This is a genomic window from Plantactinospora sp. BC1 (genome assembly GCF_003030345.1).
GTDB lineage: Bacteria > Actinomycetota > Actinomycetes > Mycobacteriales > Micromonosporaceae > Plantactinospora.
In genome coordinates this window covers 6,498,288-6,516,695 of sequence record NZ_CP028158.1, presented here as the reverse complement: position 1 = coordinate 6,516,695, position 18,408 = coordinate 6,498,288, and the positions used below count along the sequence as shown (strand labels likewise).

Sequence of the window (18,408 nt, the reverse complement as noted above, 5' to 3'; positions counted from 1 at the left end):
TGTGCGCCCGGCTCGACGGTCTGCGGGGACGACTCTCCTGCCGAGCGCACCTCGTCGGTACCGACATCTGGCTCGTCCGCCATCACGAGGACTCCTTTCCCGTTCCACTGGTGACACTCTGCTGTGGTTGCCCTACTGTCGGAAGGCGCCGGCCGTGGCCTCGGCTTTTCAGTGGCCACATCGGTCGTCACACACCGTGTCCAGTGGAGGCGAGAGAGGGACTGTGGAGGAACTGTGGAGAGCGAGCAGCAGCCCACGGCGGACCTGATCCGCACCCAGCTACGCCTGATGCGCACCAACGGCGGACTCAGCCAGGACGAGTACGGCCGCCGGTCGAACTATTCGGCGTCGATGGTGTCGGCGGTCGAGCTGGGTCAACGCCCCCTTGATCGGGTCTACCTGGCCCGCGCCGACGCCGTCTTCGGCACCGGCAACCTCTTCGTCTCGCTACTCAAGCTCGCCGAGCGGGACGGCGAGCCCGTCTGGGTACGACCATGGTTCGACGCCGAACGTGCTGCCAGGCAGCTTCGCTGCTTCCATCCGACCCTGGTGCCCGGGCTGTTGCAGACCGAAGGCTACGCACGAGCCGTCTTCCGGAGCGACGTCACGCTGACCGAGAACGAGATCGACAGGTTGACGGCCGCCCGGTTGGCCCGGCAGAGCATCCTGGACCAGGAGCAGCCACCGCAGTTGGTCGCCGTTCTCGACGAGTCGGCGCTGCACCGGTTCGCCGAGGACTACGTCGAGGTGATGGCCGGACAGCTCGGGCATCTGATCTCCTGCGCCAAGCGTCCGAATGTGAGCGTCCATGTCGTCCCCAACCGGGTCGGTCTGCACATCGGGCTGAGCGGACCGTTCGTGCTGGCACAATCCGACGAAGGCGGCTGGGTGGGTTTTCTGGACAACCAGATCTTCGGCAACTCCGTGGATCGCAGCGAGGACGTGGCGACTCTGCTTTCGAGGTGGGAGAGCGTTCGCAACGTCGCGTTGCCCACCTGGCAGTCCGTAGAACTGATCAAGGATGTGATGAGGCCATGGACGCCGTGAATGGTGCTCGTTGGCGTACGTCCCGCCGGAGCGGGGCGCAGGGCGGCGACTGCGTCGAGGTGGCGGACAACCTGGCTGGGGTCGTACTCGTGCGGGACAGCAAGGATCGCGAGGCCGGCACGTTGAGCTTCACCCCGCACGCCTGGCGGGCCTTCGTCCGCCACCTGTCGGACCGCTGATCACCCCTGCGGTTGACCCGGGCCGGAGACGGGCCGGCCGGCCGGGGCGTACCCGGGGCGTCCCGGTCCCGGCTGCGGTGCCGGCGGCGGCGCGAAGACGCCGGGTTGCGCCGGCGCCGCGACGACGTTGCGCCCCACCTGGAAGCCGACCGCCGCGAGCATCGTGGTCAGGCTGCCGATCGCCGTCACGATCGCCAGCGTCTCCAGGCCCTCGGCCTCGAACTGGCAGTTGGGGTCGAGGGTCTCGCGCGGGTTCGGCATGCAGACCTCGATCGCCCACATGCCGATGGCTGGTGCGACCAGCAGGCCGACGAACGAGAAGAGCATCAACACGATAAAGACGGGATGGACACCGGCACGTCGCATGATCGCGGAGTGTAGATGATCGCATTCCCGGCCGGCGACCCCTGTTCGCCGACCGTCGAGCCGGTGACCTCCCACCCCACCAGCCAGCCCGGGGAGTTGGGGCGGACCGACTACGCTGCACCGCCATGGCTTCGGAGAAGGTGATGACCGGCGAGCTGACGCTGCGGTACACGCTGACCGTCGACGACCTGCTCGACGGGTTCGCCGCGCATTCCCGGAGCTTTCACCACCCCTGGTACCTCCGCTGGCCAACCACCATCCTGACTCCGGTGGTCGTCGCGGCCGTCCTCGTCCGGGCCGCGCTGGCCGGGGACTTCTCCACGGTCGTGGCACTGGCGGTGCTCGCCCTCCTGGTGGTGCTGATGCCGATCGTGGCCGGCGTCGACTTCCTGCTGCGCCGGTTCCTCCGCAATCCCCGACTGATCTACCGGCTGCACGTCGGGCTGCTCGTCCGGGCGAACCCGGCGCTGACCCAGCCGATGACCGCCGTCGTCGACGAGACCGGGGTCCGGGTGTGCAACGTCAGCGGGGAGATGCGCAGCGGCTGGGTGATGCACCCGCTGTACGTCGAGACGGAGCGCTCCTTCGTGCTGCTCGCCTCCCGGCGCCGGGGCGCGGCCGTACTGGTGCTGCCGAAGCGCGGGTTGGGCGGCGCCGACCCGGCACCGCTGCGGGCGCTTCTCGCCGCGCACAGCAACCGGCTCGGCTGAACCGGCCCGGCGTCGACCGGTGACCCGTGGCCGCCAGCCGGAGCCCGCCGCCGGGGCCAGCAGCCGGGGCCCGCAAATAATATCGATCCGGGTAAATCGCCCCACTCCCCCCGCATCGATCCGGCCTGATCCGGCCGAGGTGTTGACGCGGCCGTAGCGCGTCTGCAACATTACGACGACACCACGCAAGTTTCGGGTCACTAGTTGCTAGATAGCTTTCTACATCCCGGAATTTCTGGACAGGCGTTCTCTGTGCTCCTTCCCCGGCTGCCCACGGGGATCGACCCTCGGCGGGGTCGCGGCGGCGGTGGACAGGCGGACGGACGGCGCCACCGCTCGCCTTCGGCGGCGGGCGGCAGCCGGGCCAGCCGCCGACCAGGCCCGGCCGCTCGCAGCACCTCCCAGTCGGTTCCGACGAGCGCCAAGGGAACACGATGAGACAGCTACCACCAAGACCCCGCCTGATCGCGGCGACGCTCGCCACCGGACTGCTGGTGGCCGCCGGATCGCTCTTCCCGACCCCGGCCGCCGCCCGCCCCGACACCGGACCCGCGCGGGCCGAGGTCGCGGTCGCCGCCACCCTCAGCGCCAGCAGCTCCCACCCGGAGTACCCGGCGGGCAACGCGGGCGACGGCAACCCGGCAACCTATTGGGAGAGCAACAACAACGCGTTCCCACAGTGGATCCAGGCCGACCTCGGCTCCGCCGCCGAGGTGAACCGGCTGGTGCTCAAACTGCCGCTCGGCTGGGGCACCCGGACCCAGACCCTCTCCGTGCAGAACAGCAGCAACGGCTCGACGTTCAGCACCCTCGTCGCCGCCACCGGCTACACCTTCAACCCGGCCAGCGGCAACACCGTCACCATCAACCTGCCGGCCACCAACACCCGCTACCTGCGGCTGCACATCACCGCCAACAACGGCTGGCCGGCCGGTCAACTCTCCGAGCTGGAGGTGCACGGCCCGACCGGCGGCCCGGACAGCCAGGCCCCGACCGCGCCGACCAACCTGGCCTACACCCAGCCGGCCAGCGGGCAGATCCGGCTGACGTGGAACGCCGCCAGCGACAACGTCGGCGTCACCGGCTACGACGTCTACGCCAACGGCACGCTCCGGGCCAACCTCGGCAACGTGCTGACGTACACCGACAACCAGCCGGCCAGCGCGACGGTCTCCTACCACGTACGGGCCCGGGACGCCGCCGGGAACGTGTCGCCGAACAGCAACACGGTGACCCGCACCGGCACCGGGAACCCGCCGGCCGGGACGAACCTGGCGGTCGGCAGGCCGATCACCGCCTCGTCGACCGTGCACACCTTCGTCGCGGCCAACGCCAACGACGACAACGTGGCGACGTACTGGGAGGGAGCCGGCGGGGCGTACCCGAGCGTGCTCACCGTGCAGCTCGGCGCGAACGCCACGGTCAGCTCGGTGGTCGTCCGGCTGAACCCGGACCCGGCCTGGGGCCCGCGCAGCCAGACCATCGCGGTGCTCGGCCGCGAGCAGAGCGGCTCGTCGTTCGGCACCCTGTCGGCGGCGACGCTCTACAACTTCAACCCGGGCAGCGGCAACAGCGTCACCATCCCGGTCAGCGGCAACGTCGCCGACATCCGGCTCTCGATCACCTCCAACAGCGGGGCGCCCGCCGGTCAGGTCGCCGAGTTCCAGGTCTTCGGAGTGCCGGCGCCGAACCCGGACCTGACGGTCACCGCCGCCACCTGGAGCCCGGCAGCGCCGGTCGAGACCACCGCGATCACCGTCTCGGCCACCGTCCGCAACGCCGGCACCGCCGCCTCCGGCGCCACGAACGTCAACTTCTACCTGGGTACGACCCTGGTCGGCACCGCCGCCGTCGGTGGGCTCGCCGCCGGGGCCAGCAGTACCGTCACCGCGAACGCGGGGCCGCGCAACGCCGGCACGTACCAGTTGACCGCCAAGGTCGACGAGGCGAACTCGGTCGTCGAGCAGAGCGAAACCAACAACAGCTTCACCAACCCGTCCACGCTGACCGTCGCCCCGGTGGCCAGTTCGGACCTGGTGGCGATCCCGAGCTGGTCGCCGAGCACCCCGGCGAACGGCCAGACGGTCACCTTCACGGTGGCGATCCGCAACCAGGGCACCAGCGCCTCGGCCGGCGGCGCGCACGGCATCACGGTGACCGTGCTCAACGCCAGCGGCACGGCGGTACGCACGCTGACCGGCTCGTACACCGGCACCATCGCGGCCGGGGCCAGCACCGCGCCGGTCAGCCTCGGCACCTGGATCGCGGCCAACGGCCGGTACACGGTCCGGACCGTACTCGCCGCCGACGCCAACGAACTGCCGGTGAAGCAGGGCAACAACACCAGCGACACGCCGTTCTTCGTCGGGCGCGGCGCCAACATGCCGTACGAGATGTACGAGGCCGAGGACGGCACGCTCGGCGGCGGCGCGGCGATCGTCGGACCGAACCGGACCGTCGGCGACCTCGCCGGTGAGGCGTCCGGCCGGCGCGCGGTGACCCTGAACAGCACCGGCGCCTACGTCGAGTGGACCACCCGGGCCCCGACCAACACCCTGGTGACCCGCTTCTCCATGCCGGACGCCCCGGGCGGCGGCGGCACCAACTCGACGCTGAACATCTACGTCAACGGCACCTTCCACAAGGCCATCGACCTGACCAGCCGGTACGCCTGGCTCTACGGTGCCGAGGCGAGCCCGAACAACTCGCCCGGCTCCGGCGGCCCCCGGCACATCTACGACGAGGCGAACGTGATGCTCAACTCGTCGATCCCGGCCGGCAGCCGGATCAGGTTGCAGAAGGATCCGGCCAACAGCACCACGTACGCGATCGACTTCGTCAACACCGAGCAGGTCTCACCGCGACCGAACCCGGACCCGGCCCGCTACACCACGCCGACCGGCACCGGCCACCAGGACGTGCAGAACGCGCTGGACCGGGTCCGAATGGACACCACCGGCAACCTGGTCGGGGTCTACCTGCCCGCCGGCACCTACAGCACCTCGAACAAGTTCCAGGTGTACGGCAAGGCGGTCAAGGTGGTCGGCGCCGGCATGTGGTACACCCGGTTCCAGACCCCGCCGGGCCAGGAGAACACCGACGCCGGCTTCCGGGTCGAGGGTACGGCGAACGGCTCGTCCTTCGAGCACCTCGCCTTCTTCGGCAACTACACGTCCCGGATCGACGGCCCCGGCAAGGTCTGGGGTGAGCTGTCGAACGTCTCCAACCTGACCTTCGACAACGTCTGGGTCGAACACACCGTCTGCATGTTCTGGGGCGTGCACGTCAGCAACGTCACCATCAAGAACTCGCGGATCCGCAACACCTTCGCCGACGCGGTCAACATGACCAACGGCAGCACCAACAACCTGGTCAGCAACGTCGAGGGGCGCGGCAACGGGGACGACGCGTTCGCGCTCTTCTCCGCCACCGACGCCGGTGGCGGGGCGAACACCGGCAACGTCTTCGAGAACCTGACGGCGACGCTGACCTGGCGGGCCGCCGGGGTCGCGGTGTACGGCGGACAGAACAACACCTTCCGCAACATGTACATCGCCGACCAGCTCGTCTACTCCGGGATCACCATCAGCTCACTCGACTTCGGTTATCCGTTTGTCGGGTTCGGGCCGGGGATCACCCGGGTGGAGAACGCCTCGATAGTCCGGTCCGGCGGCCACTTCTGGGGCGCGCAGACCTTCCCCGCGATCTGGGTCTTCTCCGCCTCCAAGGAGATGCGCGGAATCCGGGTCAGTGACGTCGACATCGTGGACCCGACCTATCACGGCATCATGTTCCAGACGAAATACAACGGCAGCAGTCCGGAGAACCCGGTGACCGACACCGTGTTCACCAACATCTCCATCAGCGGGGCGCAGCGCAGCGGCGACGCGTACGACGCGAAGTCCGGGTTCGGCATCTGGGCGAACGAGATGCCGGAGCCGGGTCAGGGTCCGGCGGTCGGCTCGGCGGTCTTCAACAACCTGCGGATGAGCAACAACTACCAGAACATCCGGAACACCACGTCCACCTTCACCATCACCGTCAACCCCTGACGACGGCCGGGCGGGGTGTCGCCGGAAGCGGGTGCTTCCGGTGACACCCCGCAGGCGTTACCGGCGCTACCGCGGCTGCTCGTGCCGCTGGGCGAACGCGATGTCCCGCCAGGTGGCGAACCGCCCGGCCGGGTCACTGCCGCTGGAGTAGTACCACGGCCACTCGGTCACGTTGTCGCCGATCGCGTCGAAGACGGCCGCCGCCGCCGGATAGTCCTCGGCGAAGGAGAAGGCGAGCGCGAACGAGTTGTACGGGCTGGGCCAGCCCGGCCGGCGCTGGTGCTCCGGGTGCCAGATCGACTGCTCCGCCGCCGCCCGCAGTTCGGCCCGTACCGCCGGGCTCATGATGTACGGGTCCTTCTCCTCGCTGGGCAGGCCGAGCCAGTGCTCGATGTGCGCCACCACCACCAGTTCGTGCAGCAGGCTCCCGGCCGGTGCCTTGGCCGCCGCCGTACGCGCGAAGTCGAACATCTCCTCCGTACTGCCGAACCACTTCTTGCAGAGGTACTGCAACATCTGCTGGTGTGCCGTCTGGTGCGTGGGGTGCCGGGCGACCACCTGGGCGAAGCGGCGCATCGCCTCCTCCCGGCCGACCTGGCGGCCCCGGGCCGCGGTCACCAGGAAGGTCCACGCGGTCGTGTCGTCGGGGTCCCGGTCCACCACCTCGTCGAGGCAGTTCTCGGCCATCCGCAACCGGTCGAAGAAGCCCTTGAACTGGCTCTGGCTGGTGTGCTCGGCGGTGGCGCCGCCGCGCGCCTCCCAGGCCCAGTAGACGCCGTGGCAGCCGCGTACCAGCATCGGCAGCGTGGAGTGCGGCTCGGCGGCGATCCAGTCCCCGATCCAGTCCTGCACCCCCTCGACGTCCGCGCAGACGCCGAGATAGAACGCCCGGTCGTCGGGGTGCCCGACCGAGTCGAGGAAGTCGCGGGCGGTCACCCAGTCCCGCTGGGCGAGCGCGGCGCGCAGCCGGGCCGCCCCCGGATCGCCCTTGGCCTTGTCGATCGGCGGCGCGGTGCTGGCCGGAGCCCCCGACACCGCCGCGGCCTGCTTTCTACGGAACGGCCAGACCACCGTTTCCCCTCCCCCGTCGTCGACCCGTGTGCCGGACTCGACGCGCATTCCCCGTTGTCGAAGCGCAGAGGTTACCGGGCAACGGGACCCGGGCGGAAGGCGAGCCTCGACCGGCGGGGCACACGCTGGCGAAAGCGGACCGGAACGCACCACGACAGCGCCGGACGGTGGAATCGTGTTACCGGGACGCACCGGGCCGGCCGGCAGAGATATCTCACTCGTTCCGACGGGGCGACAACTTGCCTGCGGGCTCGGCCCGCCCCTAGCGTGGGACGGCGATCACGTGGACGGGGGACGACCGGTGCGGATCGGGATCCGACGACGGCGCACGGTACGACGAGACGCTGCGGAAAGCGCTCCGGTATCCCGTCACCAGTTCCGGACGGCACCCCGGACGGGCGGGACCGGGGCGTCCCGTAACGGAGTCGAACCGTGCCGGCCGAGCTGAGTGCCCTGGTCCGGTCGGCGCAGCAGGGCGACGAGTACGCGTTCCGGATGCTCTACCGGGAACTCCAGCCCGGGCTGCTGCGTTACCTGACCGTGCTGGTCGGCTCGGACGCCGAGGACGTGGCGTCGGAGACCTGGTTGCAGATCGCCCGTGACCTGGCAACCTTCGCCGGCGGGCCGGGGTTCCGGGCCTGGGCCACCCGGATCGCCCGCAACCGGGCACTGGACCACCTCCGTCACCAGCGCCGCCGGCCGACCGTGTCGGTACCGGTCGAGGCGCTCTCCGAGTTGCCGGGCGCCGAGGACACCGCCGCGAGCGTCGACGAGGGGCTGGGTACCGACACCGCCGTCGCGCTGATCGCCTCCCTGCCGCGTACCGAGGCCGAGGCGGTGCTGCTGCGTACCGTGATCGGGTTGGACGCCGAGAGCACCGCGCGGGTGCTCGGCAAGCGACCCGGAGCCGTCCGTACCGCCGCGCACCGCGGGCTGCGGCGACTGGCCCGCGTCCTGGCGCAGAACGAGCAGAACGGGCGGGACGGGGCGACGGAGTCGGCGGCCGACGGCGGACCGGCGGTCGCACCGGTCGCCGACGTACGGTCCAGCGAGGATGTCGAGGCTGGACAGGGATGGCGCTGAGAGAGATGAGCATGGCTTTCCGTCGACGCCGCCGGCCTGGTCCGGAAGCGGCCGAGCGGCTGCTCGACGCCGTCGCGGCCGGCGCCGCAGCGGCCCGGCAGGCGCACGGCGACGTCCGCGAACCGGTCGGCGATCGGGCCGATGATCCGGTGACCGATCCGGTGGCCGCTTCGGTGGCCGCTTCGGTGGCCGATCGGGTCGCCGGTCCGCTGGCCGATCCGGTGGGCGGTTCGTTCGGCGATCCGGTGGCCGAGCTGCTCGCCGTGGCGGCGGCGCCGGCCCGGCCCGGAGAACTCCAGGGCGAGGACGCGGCGGTGGCGGCGTTCCGGGCGGTCCGTGACGCCCGGGCGACGGCGGGCCCGGCGGCGACAGCCCGGACATCCGAGATCCCCGACACCCCGGCCGGTGCGTCGACCCGGCCGCCGGGCCGCCGCCGACGGCTGACGGCCGGCGCCTTCGGCTGGCTCGCCGCGCTCGTCGCCACCCTCACCGCCGGGGTGGCATTGGCCGCGGAGATCCCCGCGCTGCGTCCCGCCGGTCCACCGCGCAGCACACCGAGCGTGGACGCGGGCCCGAACGGCGGGCGGACGACCGCACCGCCGACCACCGCACCGGCACCGACGCCCGCACCGCACCGCACCGCACCTCCGGCCACCGGGCCCGGCCCGTCCGGCCGCGCTCTGCCGCCCCAGGCGCTCGTGGCGCAGTGTCGCGCCTTTGTGAAGGGTGGCCACGGTTCCGGTCCCGCCGCCCGCCGCCCGGCGTCCGCCGCGCTGGTCCGGGCGGCCGGCGGCCGCGCCGAGGTCGAAGACTACTGCCGACGGCTGCTGGCCGCCGATCCCAAGCGTGGCGGCGCCCCGGACAAACCCCGCGACAAGGGCGGGCCGGGCAGTCCGCCCGGCAGGCCGGCCGACCGGCACCCCGGGGCCAACGGGTCCCGCTGAGCGGCTGCCACCGCCACCGCCACCGCCACCACGGGCTCAGGCTCCGGCTCGGCCACCGGACCGAGGCGGCGGTTCCCGGGCCGTCGTCGGTGACCGCCTATCGCGGATCAGAGCCAGGAGCGGAGCCCGGATCGGAGCCCGGAGCAGAGCCAGGAATGGAGCCCTGAACGGAGCCGGGAGCAGAGCCCGGCTCGTCGAACAGGCGCCGGTCGACCCAGTCGGGCAGCGCCTCCCGGGCGGCCAGCCAGGTCGCCGGCACGCCGACCGCGTCGGGCCGGTCCCCGATCCCGGTGTACGCGGCCAACACGCCCCCGACGATCGCCCCGGTCGTGTCGATGTCCCCACCGGCGGTCACACACGCGCTGATCCCGGCCGGATAGTCGCCGAGATGCGTCGCGGCGACCCAGAGCGCGAACGGGACGGTGTCCTGGGCAGTCACCCGTGACCCGTTGCCCAACTCGTACGCCGCCTCCTCGACGGTCACCGCCGCAGCACTGAGCAGCCGACGGGCCCGCTCGACTCCCCGGCGTACCTGCCCGTCGACCAGGTACGGCTCCAGCCGGTCGACGAACTCGGGCGCGGAGGGGCGTACCCCGGTGAGCCGGGCCGCGGCGGCGTGCGCGGCGGCGACCGCGACCAGTACGGCCCCGGCGATCCCCTCCGGGTGGGCGTGGGTCACCTCGGCGGACCGGATCGCCTGCTCGGCCGCCAGGCGGGGCCGGTCGGCGTGGTACGCGCCGAGCGGAGCGACCCGCATCGCCGCCCCGTTGCCGCAGGAGCCCTCTCCGCCGAACGCCTCGCGGGCGGCGTCCCGCCACGGCACCCCGTCGCGGATCTGGTGCAGGATCACCACCGCGCCCGCCCCGTAGCCCCGGTACGGTTCACAGCGCTCCGCGAACACGGCGGCGAGCCGGTCGGACCGGATCTCGCCGTGCGCGGCGAGTTCGGCAACCACCGAGCAGGACATCTCAGTGTCGTCGGTCCACTCCCATGGGGCGGCCGGGGGTCGACCCGCCGCCAGGTCGGCGGGTGACCGGCCGACCATGAAGAACTGTGCGCCGAGCGCGTCACCGACGGAGAGCCCGTGCAGGCTGTCGTAGCAGAGGTCGAGCCGGGCCGGCTCGTGCAGGACGAAGGACATCACCCTCGATCATGCCCAACCCGGTCCGGGCCCGGCCACCCCCGGCGTCCACTGGTTGAGGTGGTGGCTCCGGTGTCGGACCGACGAGGTCAGTCGCCGGTCAGCGGCCGGATCGACTCGGCGACCAGGCCGGGCAGTGCCCGGTCACCGCTGCGGCCGTAGGTGTCGATCGCCGTGTCGACGAACTTGATCGCGTGCTCGTCCCCGGAGTGCACCGCCCGGCTCCACACCTCGTCGCACGCCTGGTCGGGCCGGACGGCCGGTACGGCGCGTGCCTCCGCCGGCGCGTAGGCGGCGGTGACCGCGGCCGTGGCTGCCCAGGCGGCGGCAAGACTCGGCTGCCATAGTTCCGTCGGCAGCGCGGGCAGGGTACGCAGCACCGCGTTCGGGGCGGTCGCCGCGTGCACCAGCATGACCGGGCTGGCATAACCGTGGCTGCCGTACCGGACGACGGCGGCGTCGACGATGGCCGCCAGCCGCTCCGGGACGGTCGCGCCGGGGTCTCCGGGGACCGCTCCGGCGGCGGCCGGCCACTCGGCCGATCCGGCGAGCTGGGCCAGTCGGGCCCGGATTCCGAACCGCTGGTCGGGCACTCTCGGCACCCGGTCGAGCGCCCGCCTCGGATCGAGGACCGGGTACGGCGCGGTGCCGGGCGGGGCGAGCGGCTGCCACCGGGCGGCCCAGTAGGCGAGTCCCGCGCCGAGTTCGGCGATCCGGGGCGGCGTCTCGGCGTCGCGCAGCGCGCGTACGGCGTGCCCCACCCGGATCACCCCGTGGGTGGCTCCGGCGGCGATACCGGGCAGCAACCGGGGCCACCAGCGGACCAGCACTGTCTGCCAGGACTCGCCGCTCAGTTCCCGGGTGAAGTAGTCCAGCCAGTCGCCGGCCCGGCTGGGGTCGCCGAGCGGATCCCGCCACTGCGCGACCGGGATCGGCGAGATCCCCCGGGGCCGGTCCGTCAGCCGGTCCGCGTAGCGGTCCAACCAGGTGTGGACCCGGTCTCCGTACCCGTGTCGGACCAGGGCCTCCGCCGCCATCGGGGCGTGGTTCGACAACCAGCCGTCACGCTCGGGCCCGGTGTGCCGAAGCCGCTCGTACGCCTCGTCGAGGGTGAAGTCCGCCATGCTCAACAGCTTGCAAGTTCAAGCTCGGTTGAAGTCAACGTCCTGGCACCGGCTGGGGCGAGAGTCGGCGAAGGCGGGCGCGGGTCAGCAGGGCCGGGGCCGGGGTCGGCAGGGCGCGGGTCAGCGTTGGCAGGCCTTCAGCGGGGTGCTGGTCCGGGCGGTGCGGGTCGAGCCGTCCTTGAACTTCGCCGTGGCGGTGATGGTGATCGTGCCGCCCGCCGAGTTGCGCGGCTCGGCCCGGAACGGCCCCAGGCTGGCCAGCCAGGTCCCCCGGTCGCTGCCGATGGTCCGGGCGGATCCGCTGCCGTCGAACGGTACGGCGGTGCTCACCCGGTAGCGGAACGACACCGACGAGACGTTGCCGGCCGCGCCCACCCGGATCTGCACCAGCCCGAAACTGGGGTTGCCACACCCCTCCTGGTGCAGGCCGGAGAAGTTCTGCGCCTGGCCGAACCCGCCGGTCACCCTGACCGTCACGGTCGTCTGCTCGCCCATGGTGCGGGCGCGGCGGGTGGGTGCGGTGGTGGTCGGTGGCCGGGTGCTGCGGGCCGCCGTGGGCCGGGGCGTCGGGGTCGGGGGCGGAGTCGGGGTCGCCTCGGTCGGGCTGGGCGCGGCCGACGAGGGCTCGGTGGCCGGCACCCCGTCCGACCACTGTGGACGCTCGACGCCGCCGCCCGCGCAGGCTGCCGAGAGGGTCAGGACCACCGCGCACGCCACGGCGAGCGCGGCGTCTGATCGGGTACGCCGAAAGTTGAGGACAGTCACCATGATCCCGTCGGTCGTGTTGGCCCCATTTCGCGGCATCAGCCGGCCTTGACCGTAGTCCTATCCCTCGATGTCGCCAAATCCACACCGGAAAGTGGGACAAGTCAGCACTTCAGGGACCCGTTACCCCGGTCCGCCAGCTCGGCCGGGAGCGCCCGGTGATGCAGCACGTCGAGTCGCGACACGGCCCGGGTCAGCACCACGTAGAGGCGGTGCAGGCCGCGCGGCTCCGCCTCGACGATCTCGGCGGGCTCGACGACGATCACGTGGTCGTACTCCAGGCCCTTCGCCAGGGTCGAGGGCAGCAGGGCGACCCGGGCGTCCTGGTCGGGCGCGTCCGCCCGGCCGACGGCGATCCCGGCGGACCGCAGCGCCCCGGCCAGTCCGGGCAGCGCGGCGTCGGCGGCAACCACCGCGACGGAACCCGGGCGGACCAGTGCGGCCCGCACCGCGGCGACGGTCGCGGCCGGCAGGTCGTCCGCCGCGCGGACCCGGACCTCTCCGTCGGTACGCACCGAGCGCGTCCGCGCCACCGCGACCCCCAACCCGGGCAGCAGCCGGTTCGCCAGGCCGAGTACGGCCGCCGGCACCCGGAACCCGGCGGTCAACGGCACGATGGCGGCGTCGGGCCGACCGAGGTACGCCAACTGGTCCCGCCAGTCCGACGCCGCCCACGGGGTGGTGCCCTGGGCGAGGTCGCCGAGGACGGTCAGCGAGCCGTGCCGGCTACGCCGGGCGATCACCCGGCACTCCAGCGGCGAGAGGTCCTGCGCCTCGTCCACCACGACGTGCCGGTAGCCGGCCGGATGGTCGAGCAGCCCGCCCAGCTCGTCGAGGAGGACCAGGTCGGCCGCGGACCAGGTCGCGGCCCGGACCGTCCGGGGTGGCCGGGGCCAGGCGAGTGTGGACTGCTCGGCGGGCGTGAGCAGCCCGGCCGCCGCCCGGGCCAGCACGGTCGGGTCGCCGAGCAGCGACGCCAGCAGTTCCACCGGCCGGGTCGTCGGCCAGACCGCGTCGAGGAAGGCGGTGACCGGACGGCACCGGGCCATCCTGCGCAACCACGCGCCGCTGGGCGTCTCCGCCCGGGTCTCGGCCCGGGTTTGCAGCAGGCCGACGATCCGGGCGCGGAGCCGTTCCCGGCCGATCGCGTACGGCGGCTCCTCGGCGCGTACGTCCTGGACGGTGCGGCGCAGCCACGCCACCGGCAGTCGCCACCGGTACGAGCCGTCCGGGACCACCAGCGGCTCGGTCGGCTCGGCGATCCGGTCGTACAGCGCCCGGCGCAGCACCGTGACCATCCGAGGGTCGTGTTTCAGGGCCGCCGTCTCGGCGCTGTCCACGGCGCCGACCGGGTGTTCCGGCAGCAACTCGGCGAGGGTGCACTGCTCGACGTCCACCTCGCCGAGCGCGGGCAGTACGGCGGAGATGTAGCGCAGGAACGCCGCGTTCGGCCCGACCACCAGTACGCCGCCCCGGCGCAGCCGCTGCCGGTGGGTGTAGAGCAGGTACGCGGCCCGGTGCAGGCCGACGGCGGTCTTTCCGGTGCCCGGTCCGCCCTGTACGCAGACCGAGCGGTCGAGATCCGCCCGGACCAGGTCGTCCTGCTCGGGCTGGATGGTGGCGACGATGTCGCGCATCGGCCCCTCCCGGGGACGCTCGATCTCGGCGGCGACCAACCGGCTCAACCCGTCGCCGGGTTCGGCGCCGAGCCGCCCGGCCTCCCCGGCACGTTCGAGGCGTTCGTCCTCGTAACCGGTCAGTTCGGCGGGCTGCCGGCTGGTCCAGCCGTACCGGCGACGCTCGCGTACGCCGAGCGGGTCCCGGGCGCTGGCCCGGTAGAAGGCGCGGGAGACCGGTGCCCGCCAGTCGATGACCAGGGGTTGGCCCGACTCGGCCGACGACGAGGAGGCGCTGGCCGAGGCGTTCGGCGAGGCGGCACCGGCGACCGGCGTACTCGACGCCCGACTCGCCGCCGGTCAGGTCGTGGCGGTACAGCGGATACTCGCCCGGGAGAACTGGCAGCGGCTCAGCGCCGGACGTACGGCCGCCGAGGTGTACCCGGAGGCGGTGGCCGCCGCCGACGGCGGGTTCCGGCTGCTCGCCACCGGCCTCACCGCCTACGCCGACCCGGGCGGCTCCGACCGTGGCTGACCGCCGCGGCCAGCCGGGCGCGGTGGGGCTGGCCCGGTTGTCGCCGGCCCGGTCCCGGTCGTGCTCAGCCGGCCTGGCCCTCGGTGCCGACCGGGGCCGGTGGGCGGCGGGCGAACGGCGGCGCGTGCTCGGGGCGCACGCCGATGCCGATCAGGTAGGCCGGGCCGAGGGAGGCGAACGGGAACCGCCGCAGCAGCGCCAGCACCGGCCGGGGCGGCCCGGCCCGACGCCCGTCCAGGATCGGCGCGACCAGGCCCCGGTGCATGAGCCGCTGTAGTCGCTGCACCAGGATCGTCGGCAACAGTCGCCGGGCCCGGACACGCGCCAGATCGGCCTCGCTGACCGTGCCCCGCCGGAGCGGCTCGGCGAGCAGCGTGGCGGCGGCGACCGCGTCCTGCACGGCGAGGTTGATCCCGACGCCGCCGACCGGTGACATCGCGTGCGCGGCGTCGCCGAGGCAGAGCAGTCCGGGCACGTGCCAGCGGTCGAGCCGGTTCAGCCGTACGTCGAGATGCTTGACGTCGTCCATCGAGGCGATCGCGTCGACCCGGCCGGCGAAGCCGGGAGCGAGTTCCGCGATGTCCCGGCGGAACTGCTCGACCCCCTGGGCGCGCAGCCGCGCGTCGCTGCCCTTCCGGGCGATGTAGGCGACCTGGAGGTAGTCCTCCCGGGGGATCACCACGGCGAACCGGCCCGGAGCCACCCGGGGGGTGAGCCCGGCCGGGTCGTCGTGCGGGTCGCGGGGCAGCCGGAACCACCAGGCGTCGATCGGCACCGGGAACTCCCGGACCGGCAGGTTGGCCTGGGCCCGGGCGATCGACCACCGGCCGTCGCAGGCCACGGTCAGCTCCGCCCGCAACTCGCCGGTCTCGCCGTCCGGTCCCCGGTAGCGGACGCCTCGGACCTGGCCGTTCTCCCGGATCAGTTCGGTCACCTCGGTGCGCATCCGCAGCGTGAAGGAGGGCTCGGCGGCGCCCGCCTCGGCGAGCAGGTTGAGCAGGTCCCACTGCGGCACCATCGCGACGTACGGATAACGGGTCTTCAGCCGGCGGAAGTCGGCGACGACGATCTGCCGCCCCGGCGCCACCGGAAAGGCGACCTCGTCCAGCCGGCTCTGCGGCAGGGCGGCGAACCGCTCGCCGAGGCCCAGCTCGTCGAGGAGTTGCAGGGTGGACGGGTGCACCGTGTCGCCCCGGAAGTCCCGCAGGAAGTCGCCGTGTTTCTCCAGCACCGTCACGTCGACGCCGGCCCGGGCCAGTAGCAGCCCGAGCACCATTCCGGCCGGTCCACCGCCGACGACGACGCAGGTCGTACGTCCGTCCACCGCGACCACCTTATTCAACAGGCGATGAATTATGCCCTCACCGTACTCCCGGCGCAGCGAAGATCGCAACTGTCCGGGCTCCGGTGGCGTTGACGGGTGGGAGGCGTCACGCTACGTTCGTTATCAGAACAGGCGTACGCAAAACGAACGACTGCGCCCGTCTGCCGTCGCCGCGCTCGGCAGGGCGACGACGCGCGATCAGGAGACTGGGGACGGATGGCTGAGATCGTCTCGTTGACCGAAGGTGTCGCCGAACTGGTCAACGACGGTGACACGGTGGCGCTGGAGGGATTCACCCACCTGATTCCGTTCGCCGCCGGCCACGAGATCGTCCGGCAGCGGCGACGCGACCTGGAACTGGTCCGGATGACCCCGGACGTCATCTACGACCAGCTCATCGGGATGGGCTGCGCCCGCCGGCTGGTCTTCTCCTGGGGCGGCAATCCGGGCGTCGGCTCGCTGCACCGGTTCCGGGACGCGGTGGAGCGCGGCTGGCCCACCCCGCTGGAGATCGAGGAGCACAGCCACGCCGGGATGGCGAACCGCTACGTCGCCGGAGCCTCCGGGCTGCCGTTCGCGGTGCTGCGCGGCTACACCGGCACCGACCTGCCCCGGCACACCGCCACCATCAGGCCCATCACCTGCCCGTTCACCGGCGAGGTGCTCACCGCCGTGCCGGCGTTGAACCCCGACGTCGCGATCGTGCACGCCCAGCGGGCCGACCGGGCCGGCAACGTGCAGATGTGGGGCATCACCGGAGTGCAGAAGGAGGCCGTACTGGCCGCCAAGCGGTCCCTGGTCACCGTCGAGGAGATCGTCGACTCCCTGGAGCCGATGCCCACCCAGGTGGTACTGCCGACCTGGGCGGTCAACGCGGTCGCCCTCGCGCCCGGTGGCGCGCACCCCTCCTACGCCCAGGGCTACTCGGTCCGGGACAACGACTTCTACCAGGCCTGGGACGCGATCAGCCGCGATCGGGACACCTTCACCGCCTGGATGCGGCAGCACGTTCTCGACCCCGGGAGGTGGCGGCGATGAGTGCGGAGTGGACCGCCGACGAGATGATGACCGTCGCCGCCGCCCGGCAACTGCGGGACGGCACCGCGTGCTTCGTCGGGATCGGCCTGCCGAGTACCGCCGCCAACCTCGCCCGGGCGACCCACGCACCCCGGCTCGTGCTCATCTACGAGTCCGGGTGCCTCGGCGCAAAGCCCGACCGCCTGCCGCTCTCGATCGGCGACGGCATCCTCGCCGACACCGCCGACGCCGTGGTCAGCGTCCCGGAGGTCTTCAACTACTGGCTCCAGCCCGGCAACATCGACGTCGGATTCCTCGGCGGTGCCCAGCTCGACCGGTACGGCAACATCAACACCACGGTCATCGGCGACGACTACGGCGACCCGGCGGTACGGCTGCCCGGGGCCGGTGGGGCACCCGAGATCGCCGCCTCCTGCCGCGAGGTCATCGTCATCATGCGGCAGAGTCCGCGTACCTTCGTCGAGCGGGTCGACTTCGTCACCTCCTTCGGGTACGGCACCGGGCCCGGTGACCGGGAGCGGCTCGGGCTGCGCGGGGCCGGACCACAGGTGGTGATCACCGACCTCGGCGTACTCCGGCCCGACCCGTCCAGCCGGGAGCTGGTGCTGACCGAGCTGCACCCCGGCGCCACGGTCGAGCAGGCCCGGGCGGCGACCGGTTGGCGGTTGCGGGTCGCCGACGACCTGCGTACCGGCGCGCCGCCGACCGGGTCGGAGCTGTCGGTGCTGCGGGCGCTCAAGGCCGCCACCGGCGACGGCCGATCCGGGGCCGGAGGCTGACCGGCCGTCGGGACCCCGTCCCGCCCGAGCCTGATAGCACCGCCCGAGCCTGGTAGAAACGGTCAATGACCCGCAGCATCGCCACCAACACCCGTGTCGACCGTGCCGAACTCCTCGAATTCCTCCGACCCCGGCACCGCGCCGTCCTGATGACGACCCGCCCGGACGGCCGGCCGCAGTCCTCGCCGGTGACCTGCGGCGTGGACCCGGAGGGCCGGATCGTCGTCTCGACCTATCCGGAACGGGCGAAGGCGACCAACGCCCGCCGGGATCCCCGGGTCTCGCTCTGCGTCCTCTCCGAGGACTGGAACGGGCCGTGGGTGCACGTCGACGGTACCGCCGAGGTGCTCGACCTGCCGGAGGCGCTGGAGCCGCTGGTCGAGTACTTCCGGTGCATCTCCGGCGAACACCCGGACTGGGACGAGTACCGCGAGGCCATGCGCCGGCAGGGCAAGTCGCTGATCCGGGTCACCGTCGACAGTTGGGGCCCGGTCGCCACCGGCGGCTTCCCGGCCCGCCTCGCCGACTGACCCGGCCGCCCCCAGTCGACCCGAGGGCGTGGCCGGGGTGGCCGGATGCTCCTATGGAAGTCAAGGGGTGTTGAGGGCGGTGAAGTCGGCGAGGAGGGCGGTGT

Annotated in this window: 16 protein-coding genes and 1 pseudogene; 10 read left to right on the top strand and 7 right to left on the bottom strand. The window is 72.5% G+C overall.

The annotated features are described in order from the left end of the window. Positions 1–234: 234 nt before the first annotated feature. Both C6361_RS28585 and C6361_RS28580 read left to right on the top strand, forming a co-directional pair. The gene (locus C6361_RS28585) at positions 235–1,047 is read left to right on the top strand and encodes a helix-turn-helix transcriptional regulator (protein ID WP_199853110.1); all 813 of its coding nucleotides are present in this window, start codon (positions 235–237) and stop codon (positions 1,045–1,047) included. Then, a complete protein-coding gene (locus tag C6361_RS28580; protein ID WP_107269606.1) occupies positions 1,035–1,226 on the top strand; it encodes a DUF397 domain-containing protein in 192 nt (63 codons plus the stop codon). Before C6361_RS28585 ends, C6361_RS28580 begins: the two co-directional genes overlap by 13 nt. Here C6361_RS28580 and C6361_RS28575 read toward each other — a convergent pair whose 3' ends face one another. Further along, on the bottom strand, positions 1,227–1,592 hold the full coding sequence (locus C6361_RS28575) for a hypothetical protein (RefSeq protein WP_159079521.1): 366 nt from the start codon (positions 1,590–1,592) through the stop codon (positions 1,227–1,229). 125 nt (positions 1,593–1,717) lie between these two features. On the opposite strand from C6361_RS28575, the gene C6361_RS28570 reads away from it, so the two are divergent. Next, positions 1,718–2,302, top strand: a complete 585-nt coding sequence (locus C6361_RS28570) for a YcxB family protein (protein ID WP_107269604.1) — start codon at positions 1,718–1,720, stop codon at positions 2,300–2,302. Positions 2,303–2,736: 434 nt separating this feature from the next. Beyond that, entirely contained in the window at positions 2,737–6,354 is a 3,618-nt protein-coding gene (locus C6361_RS28565; protein ID WP_107269603.1) for a discoidin domain-containing protein, read from the top strand. Between the two features lie 66 nt (positions 6,355–6,420). On the opposite strand, the gene C6361_RS28560 is transcribed toward C6361_RS28565, so the two are convergent. Continuing rightward, on the bottom strand, positions 6,421–7,425 hold the full coding sequence (locus C6361_RS28560) for a DUF4034 domain-containing protein (protein WP_159079520.1): 1,005 nt from the start codon (positions 7,423–7,425) through the stop codon (positions 6,421–6,423). A 432-nt stretch (positions 7,426–7,857) separates the two neighbouring features. Between C6361_RS28560 and C6361_RS28555 the strand changes: the two genes are divergently transcribed. Together C6361_RS28555 and C6361_RS28550 are read left to right on the top strand one after the other, a co-directional pair. Then, positions 7,858–8,508 (top strand): RNA polymerase sigma factor, encoded by a 651-nt coding sequence (locus C6361_RS28555; RefSeq protein WP_107269601.1) that lies wholly within the window; start codon positions 7,858–7,860, stop codon positions 8,506–8,508. Between the two features lie 11 nt (positions 8,509–8,519). Further along, on the top strand, positions 8,520–9,452 hold the full coding sequence (locus C6361_RS28550) for a hypothetical protein (protein ID WP_159079519.1): 933 nt from the start codon (positions 8,520–8,522) through the stop codon (positions 9,450–9,452). Between the two features lie 211 nt (positions 9,453–9,663). Here C6361_RS28550 and C6361_RS28545 read toward each other — a convergent pair. The 4 genes and pseudogenes from C6361_RS28545 to C6361_RS28525 form a co-directional block, all read right to left on the bottom strand. Beyond that, positions 9,664–10,593: pseudogene (locus C6361_RS28545) on the bottom strand (ADP-ribosylglycohydrolase family protein); the annotation flags it as partial. An 89-nt stretch (positions 10,594–10,682) separates the two neighbouring features. Beyond that, the gene (locus C6361_RS28540) at positions 10,683–11,717 is read right to left on the bottom strand and encodes a questin oxidase family protein (protein WP_107269598.1); all 1,035 of its coding nucleotides are present in this window, start codon (positions 11,715–11,717) and stop codon (positions 10,683–10,685) included. Between the two features lie 120 nt (positions 11,718–11,837). After that, positions 11,838–12,485: a hypothetical protein gene (locus C6361_RS37215; protein WP_159079518.1), complete on the bottom strand. Its 648-nt coding sequence runs from the start codon at positions 12,483–12,485 to the stop codon at positions 11,838–11,840. Between the two features lie 101 nt (positions 12,486–12,586). Then, positions 12,587–14,359, bottom strand: a complete 1,773-nt coding sequence (locus C6361_RS28525; RefSeq protein ID WP_107269596.1) for an AAA family ATPase — start codon at positions 14,357–14,359, stop codon at positions 12,587–12,589. Between C6361_RS28525 and C6361_RS38415 the strand changes: the two genes are divergently transcribed. Continuing rightward, positions 14,352–14,633 (top strand): hypothetical protein, encoded by a 282-nt coding sequence (locus tag C6361_RS38415; RefSeq protein WP_107269595.1) that lies wholly within the window; start codon positions 14,352–14,354, stop codon positions 14,631–14,633. The genes C6361_RS28525 and C6361_RS38415 overlap by 8 nt on opposite strands. 64 nt (positions 14,634–14,697) lie before the next feature. Here the strand turns inward: C6361_RS38415 and C6361_RS28515 are convergent, their stop codons facing one another. Beyond that, positions 14,698–15,957, bottom strand: coding sequence for an FAD-dependent oxidoreductase (locus C6361_RS28515; protein ID WP_107271242.1), 1,260 nt, complete (start codon positions 15,955–15,957; stop codon positions 14,698–14,700). A gap of 216 nt (positions 15,958–16,173) precedes the next feature. On the opposite strand from C6361_RS28515, the gene C6361_RS28510 reads away from it, so the two are divergent. From C6361_RS28510 to C6361_RS28500, 3 genes are all read left to right on the top strand, one after another. Further along, a complete protein-coding gene (locus C6361_RS28510) occupies positions 16,174–16,995 on the top strand; it encodes a CoA transferase subunit A (RefSeq protein ID WP_107259017.1) in 822 nt (273 codons plus the stop codon). Beyond that, positions 16,992–17,774, top strand: coding sequence for a CoA-transferase subunit beta (locus C6361_RS28505; RefSeq protein ID WP_107264049.1), 783 nt, complete (start codon positions 16,992–16,994; stop codon positions 17,772–17,774). Before C6361_RS28510 ends, C6361_RS28505 begins: the two co-directional genes overlap by 4 nt. 65 nt (positions 17,775–17,839) lie before the next feature. Further along, a complete protein-coding gene (locus C6361_RS28500) occupies positions 17,840–18,304 on the top strand; it encodes a PPOX class F420-dependent oxidoreductase (protein WP_107269594.1) in 465 nt (154 codons plus the stop codon). The last annotated feature ends 104 nt before the right edge of the window (positions 18,305–18,408 follow it).

Excerpts from the sequence above, each read along its gene's own strand:
- C6361_RS28580 (WP_107269606.1), top strand. The coding sequence starts at position 1,035 with ATGGACGCCGTGAATGGTGCTCGTTGGCGTACGTCCCGCCGGAGCGGG.
- C6361_RS28575 (WP_159079521.1), bottom strand. The coding sequence starts at position 1,592 with ATGCGACGTGCCGGTGTCCATCCCGTCTTTATCGTGTTGATGCTCTTC.
- C6361_RS28570 (WP_107269604.1), top strand. The coding sequence starts at position 1,718 with ATGGCTTCGGAGAAGGTGATGACCGGCGAGCTGACGCTGCGGTACACG.
- C6361_RS28565 (WP_107269603.1), top strand. The coding sequence starts at position 2,737 with ATGAGACAGCTACCACCAAGACCCCGCCTGATCGCGGCGACGCTCGCC.
- C6361_RS28550 (WP_159079519.1), top strand. The coding sequence starts at position 8,520 with ATGGCTTTCCGTCGACGCCGCCGGCCTGGTCCGGAAGCGGCCGAGCGG.
- C6361_RS28540 (WP_107269598.1), bottom strand. The coding sequence starts at position 11,717 with ATGGCGGACTTCACCCTCGACGAGGCGTACGAGCGGCTTCGGCACACC.
- C6361_RS37215 (WP_159079518.1), bottom strand. The coding sequence starts at position 12,485 with ATGGTGACTGTCCTCAACTTTCGGCGTACCCGATCAGACGCCGCGCTC.
- C6361_RS38415 (WP_107269595.1), top strand. The coding sequence starts at position 14,352 with ATGACCAGGGGTTGGCCCGACTCGGCCGACGACGAGGAGGCGCTGGCC.
- C6361_RS28510 (WP_107259017.1), top strand. The coding sequence starts at position 16,174 with ATGGCTGAGATCGTCTCGTTGACCGAAGGTGTCGCCGAACTGGTCAAC.
- C6361_RS28505 (WP_107264049.1), top strand. The coding sequence starts at position 16,992 with ATGAGTGCGGAGTGGACCGCCGACGAGATGATGACCGTCGCCGCCGCC.
- C6361_RS28500 (WP_107269594.1), top strand. The coding sequence starts at position 17,840 with ATGACCCGCAGCATCGCCACCAACACCCGTGTCGACCGTGCCGAACTC.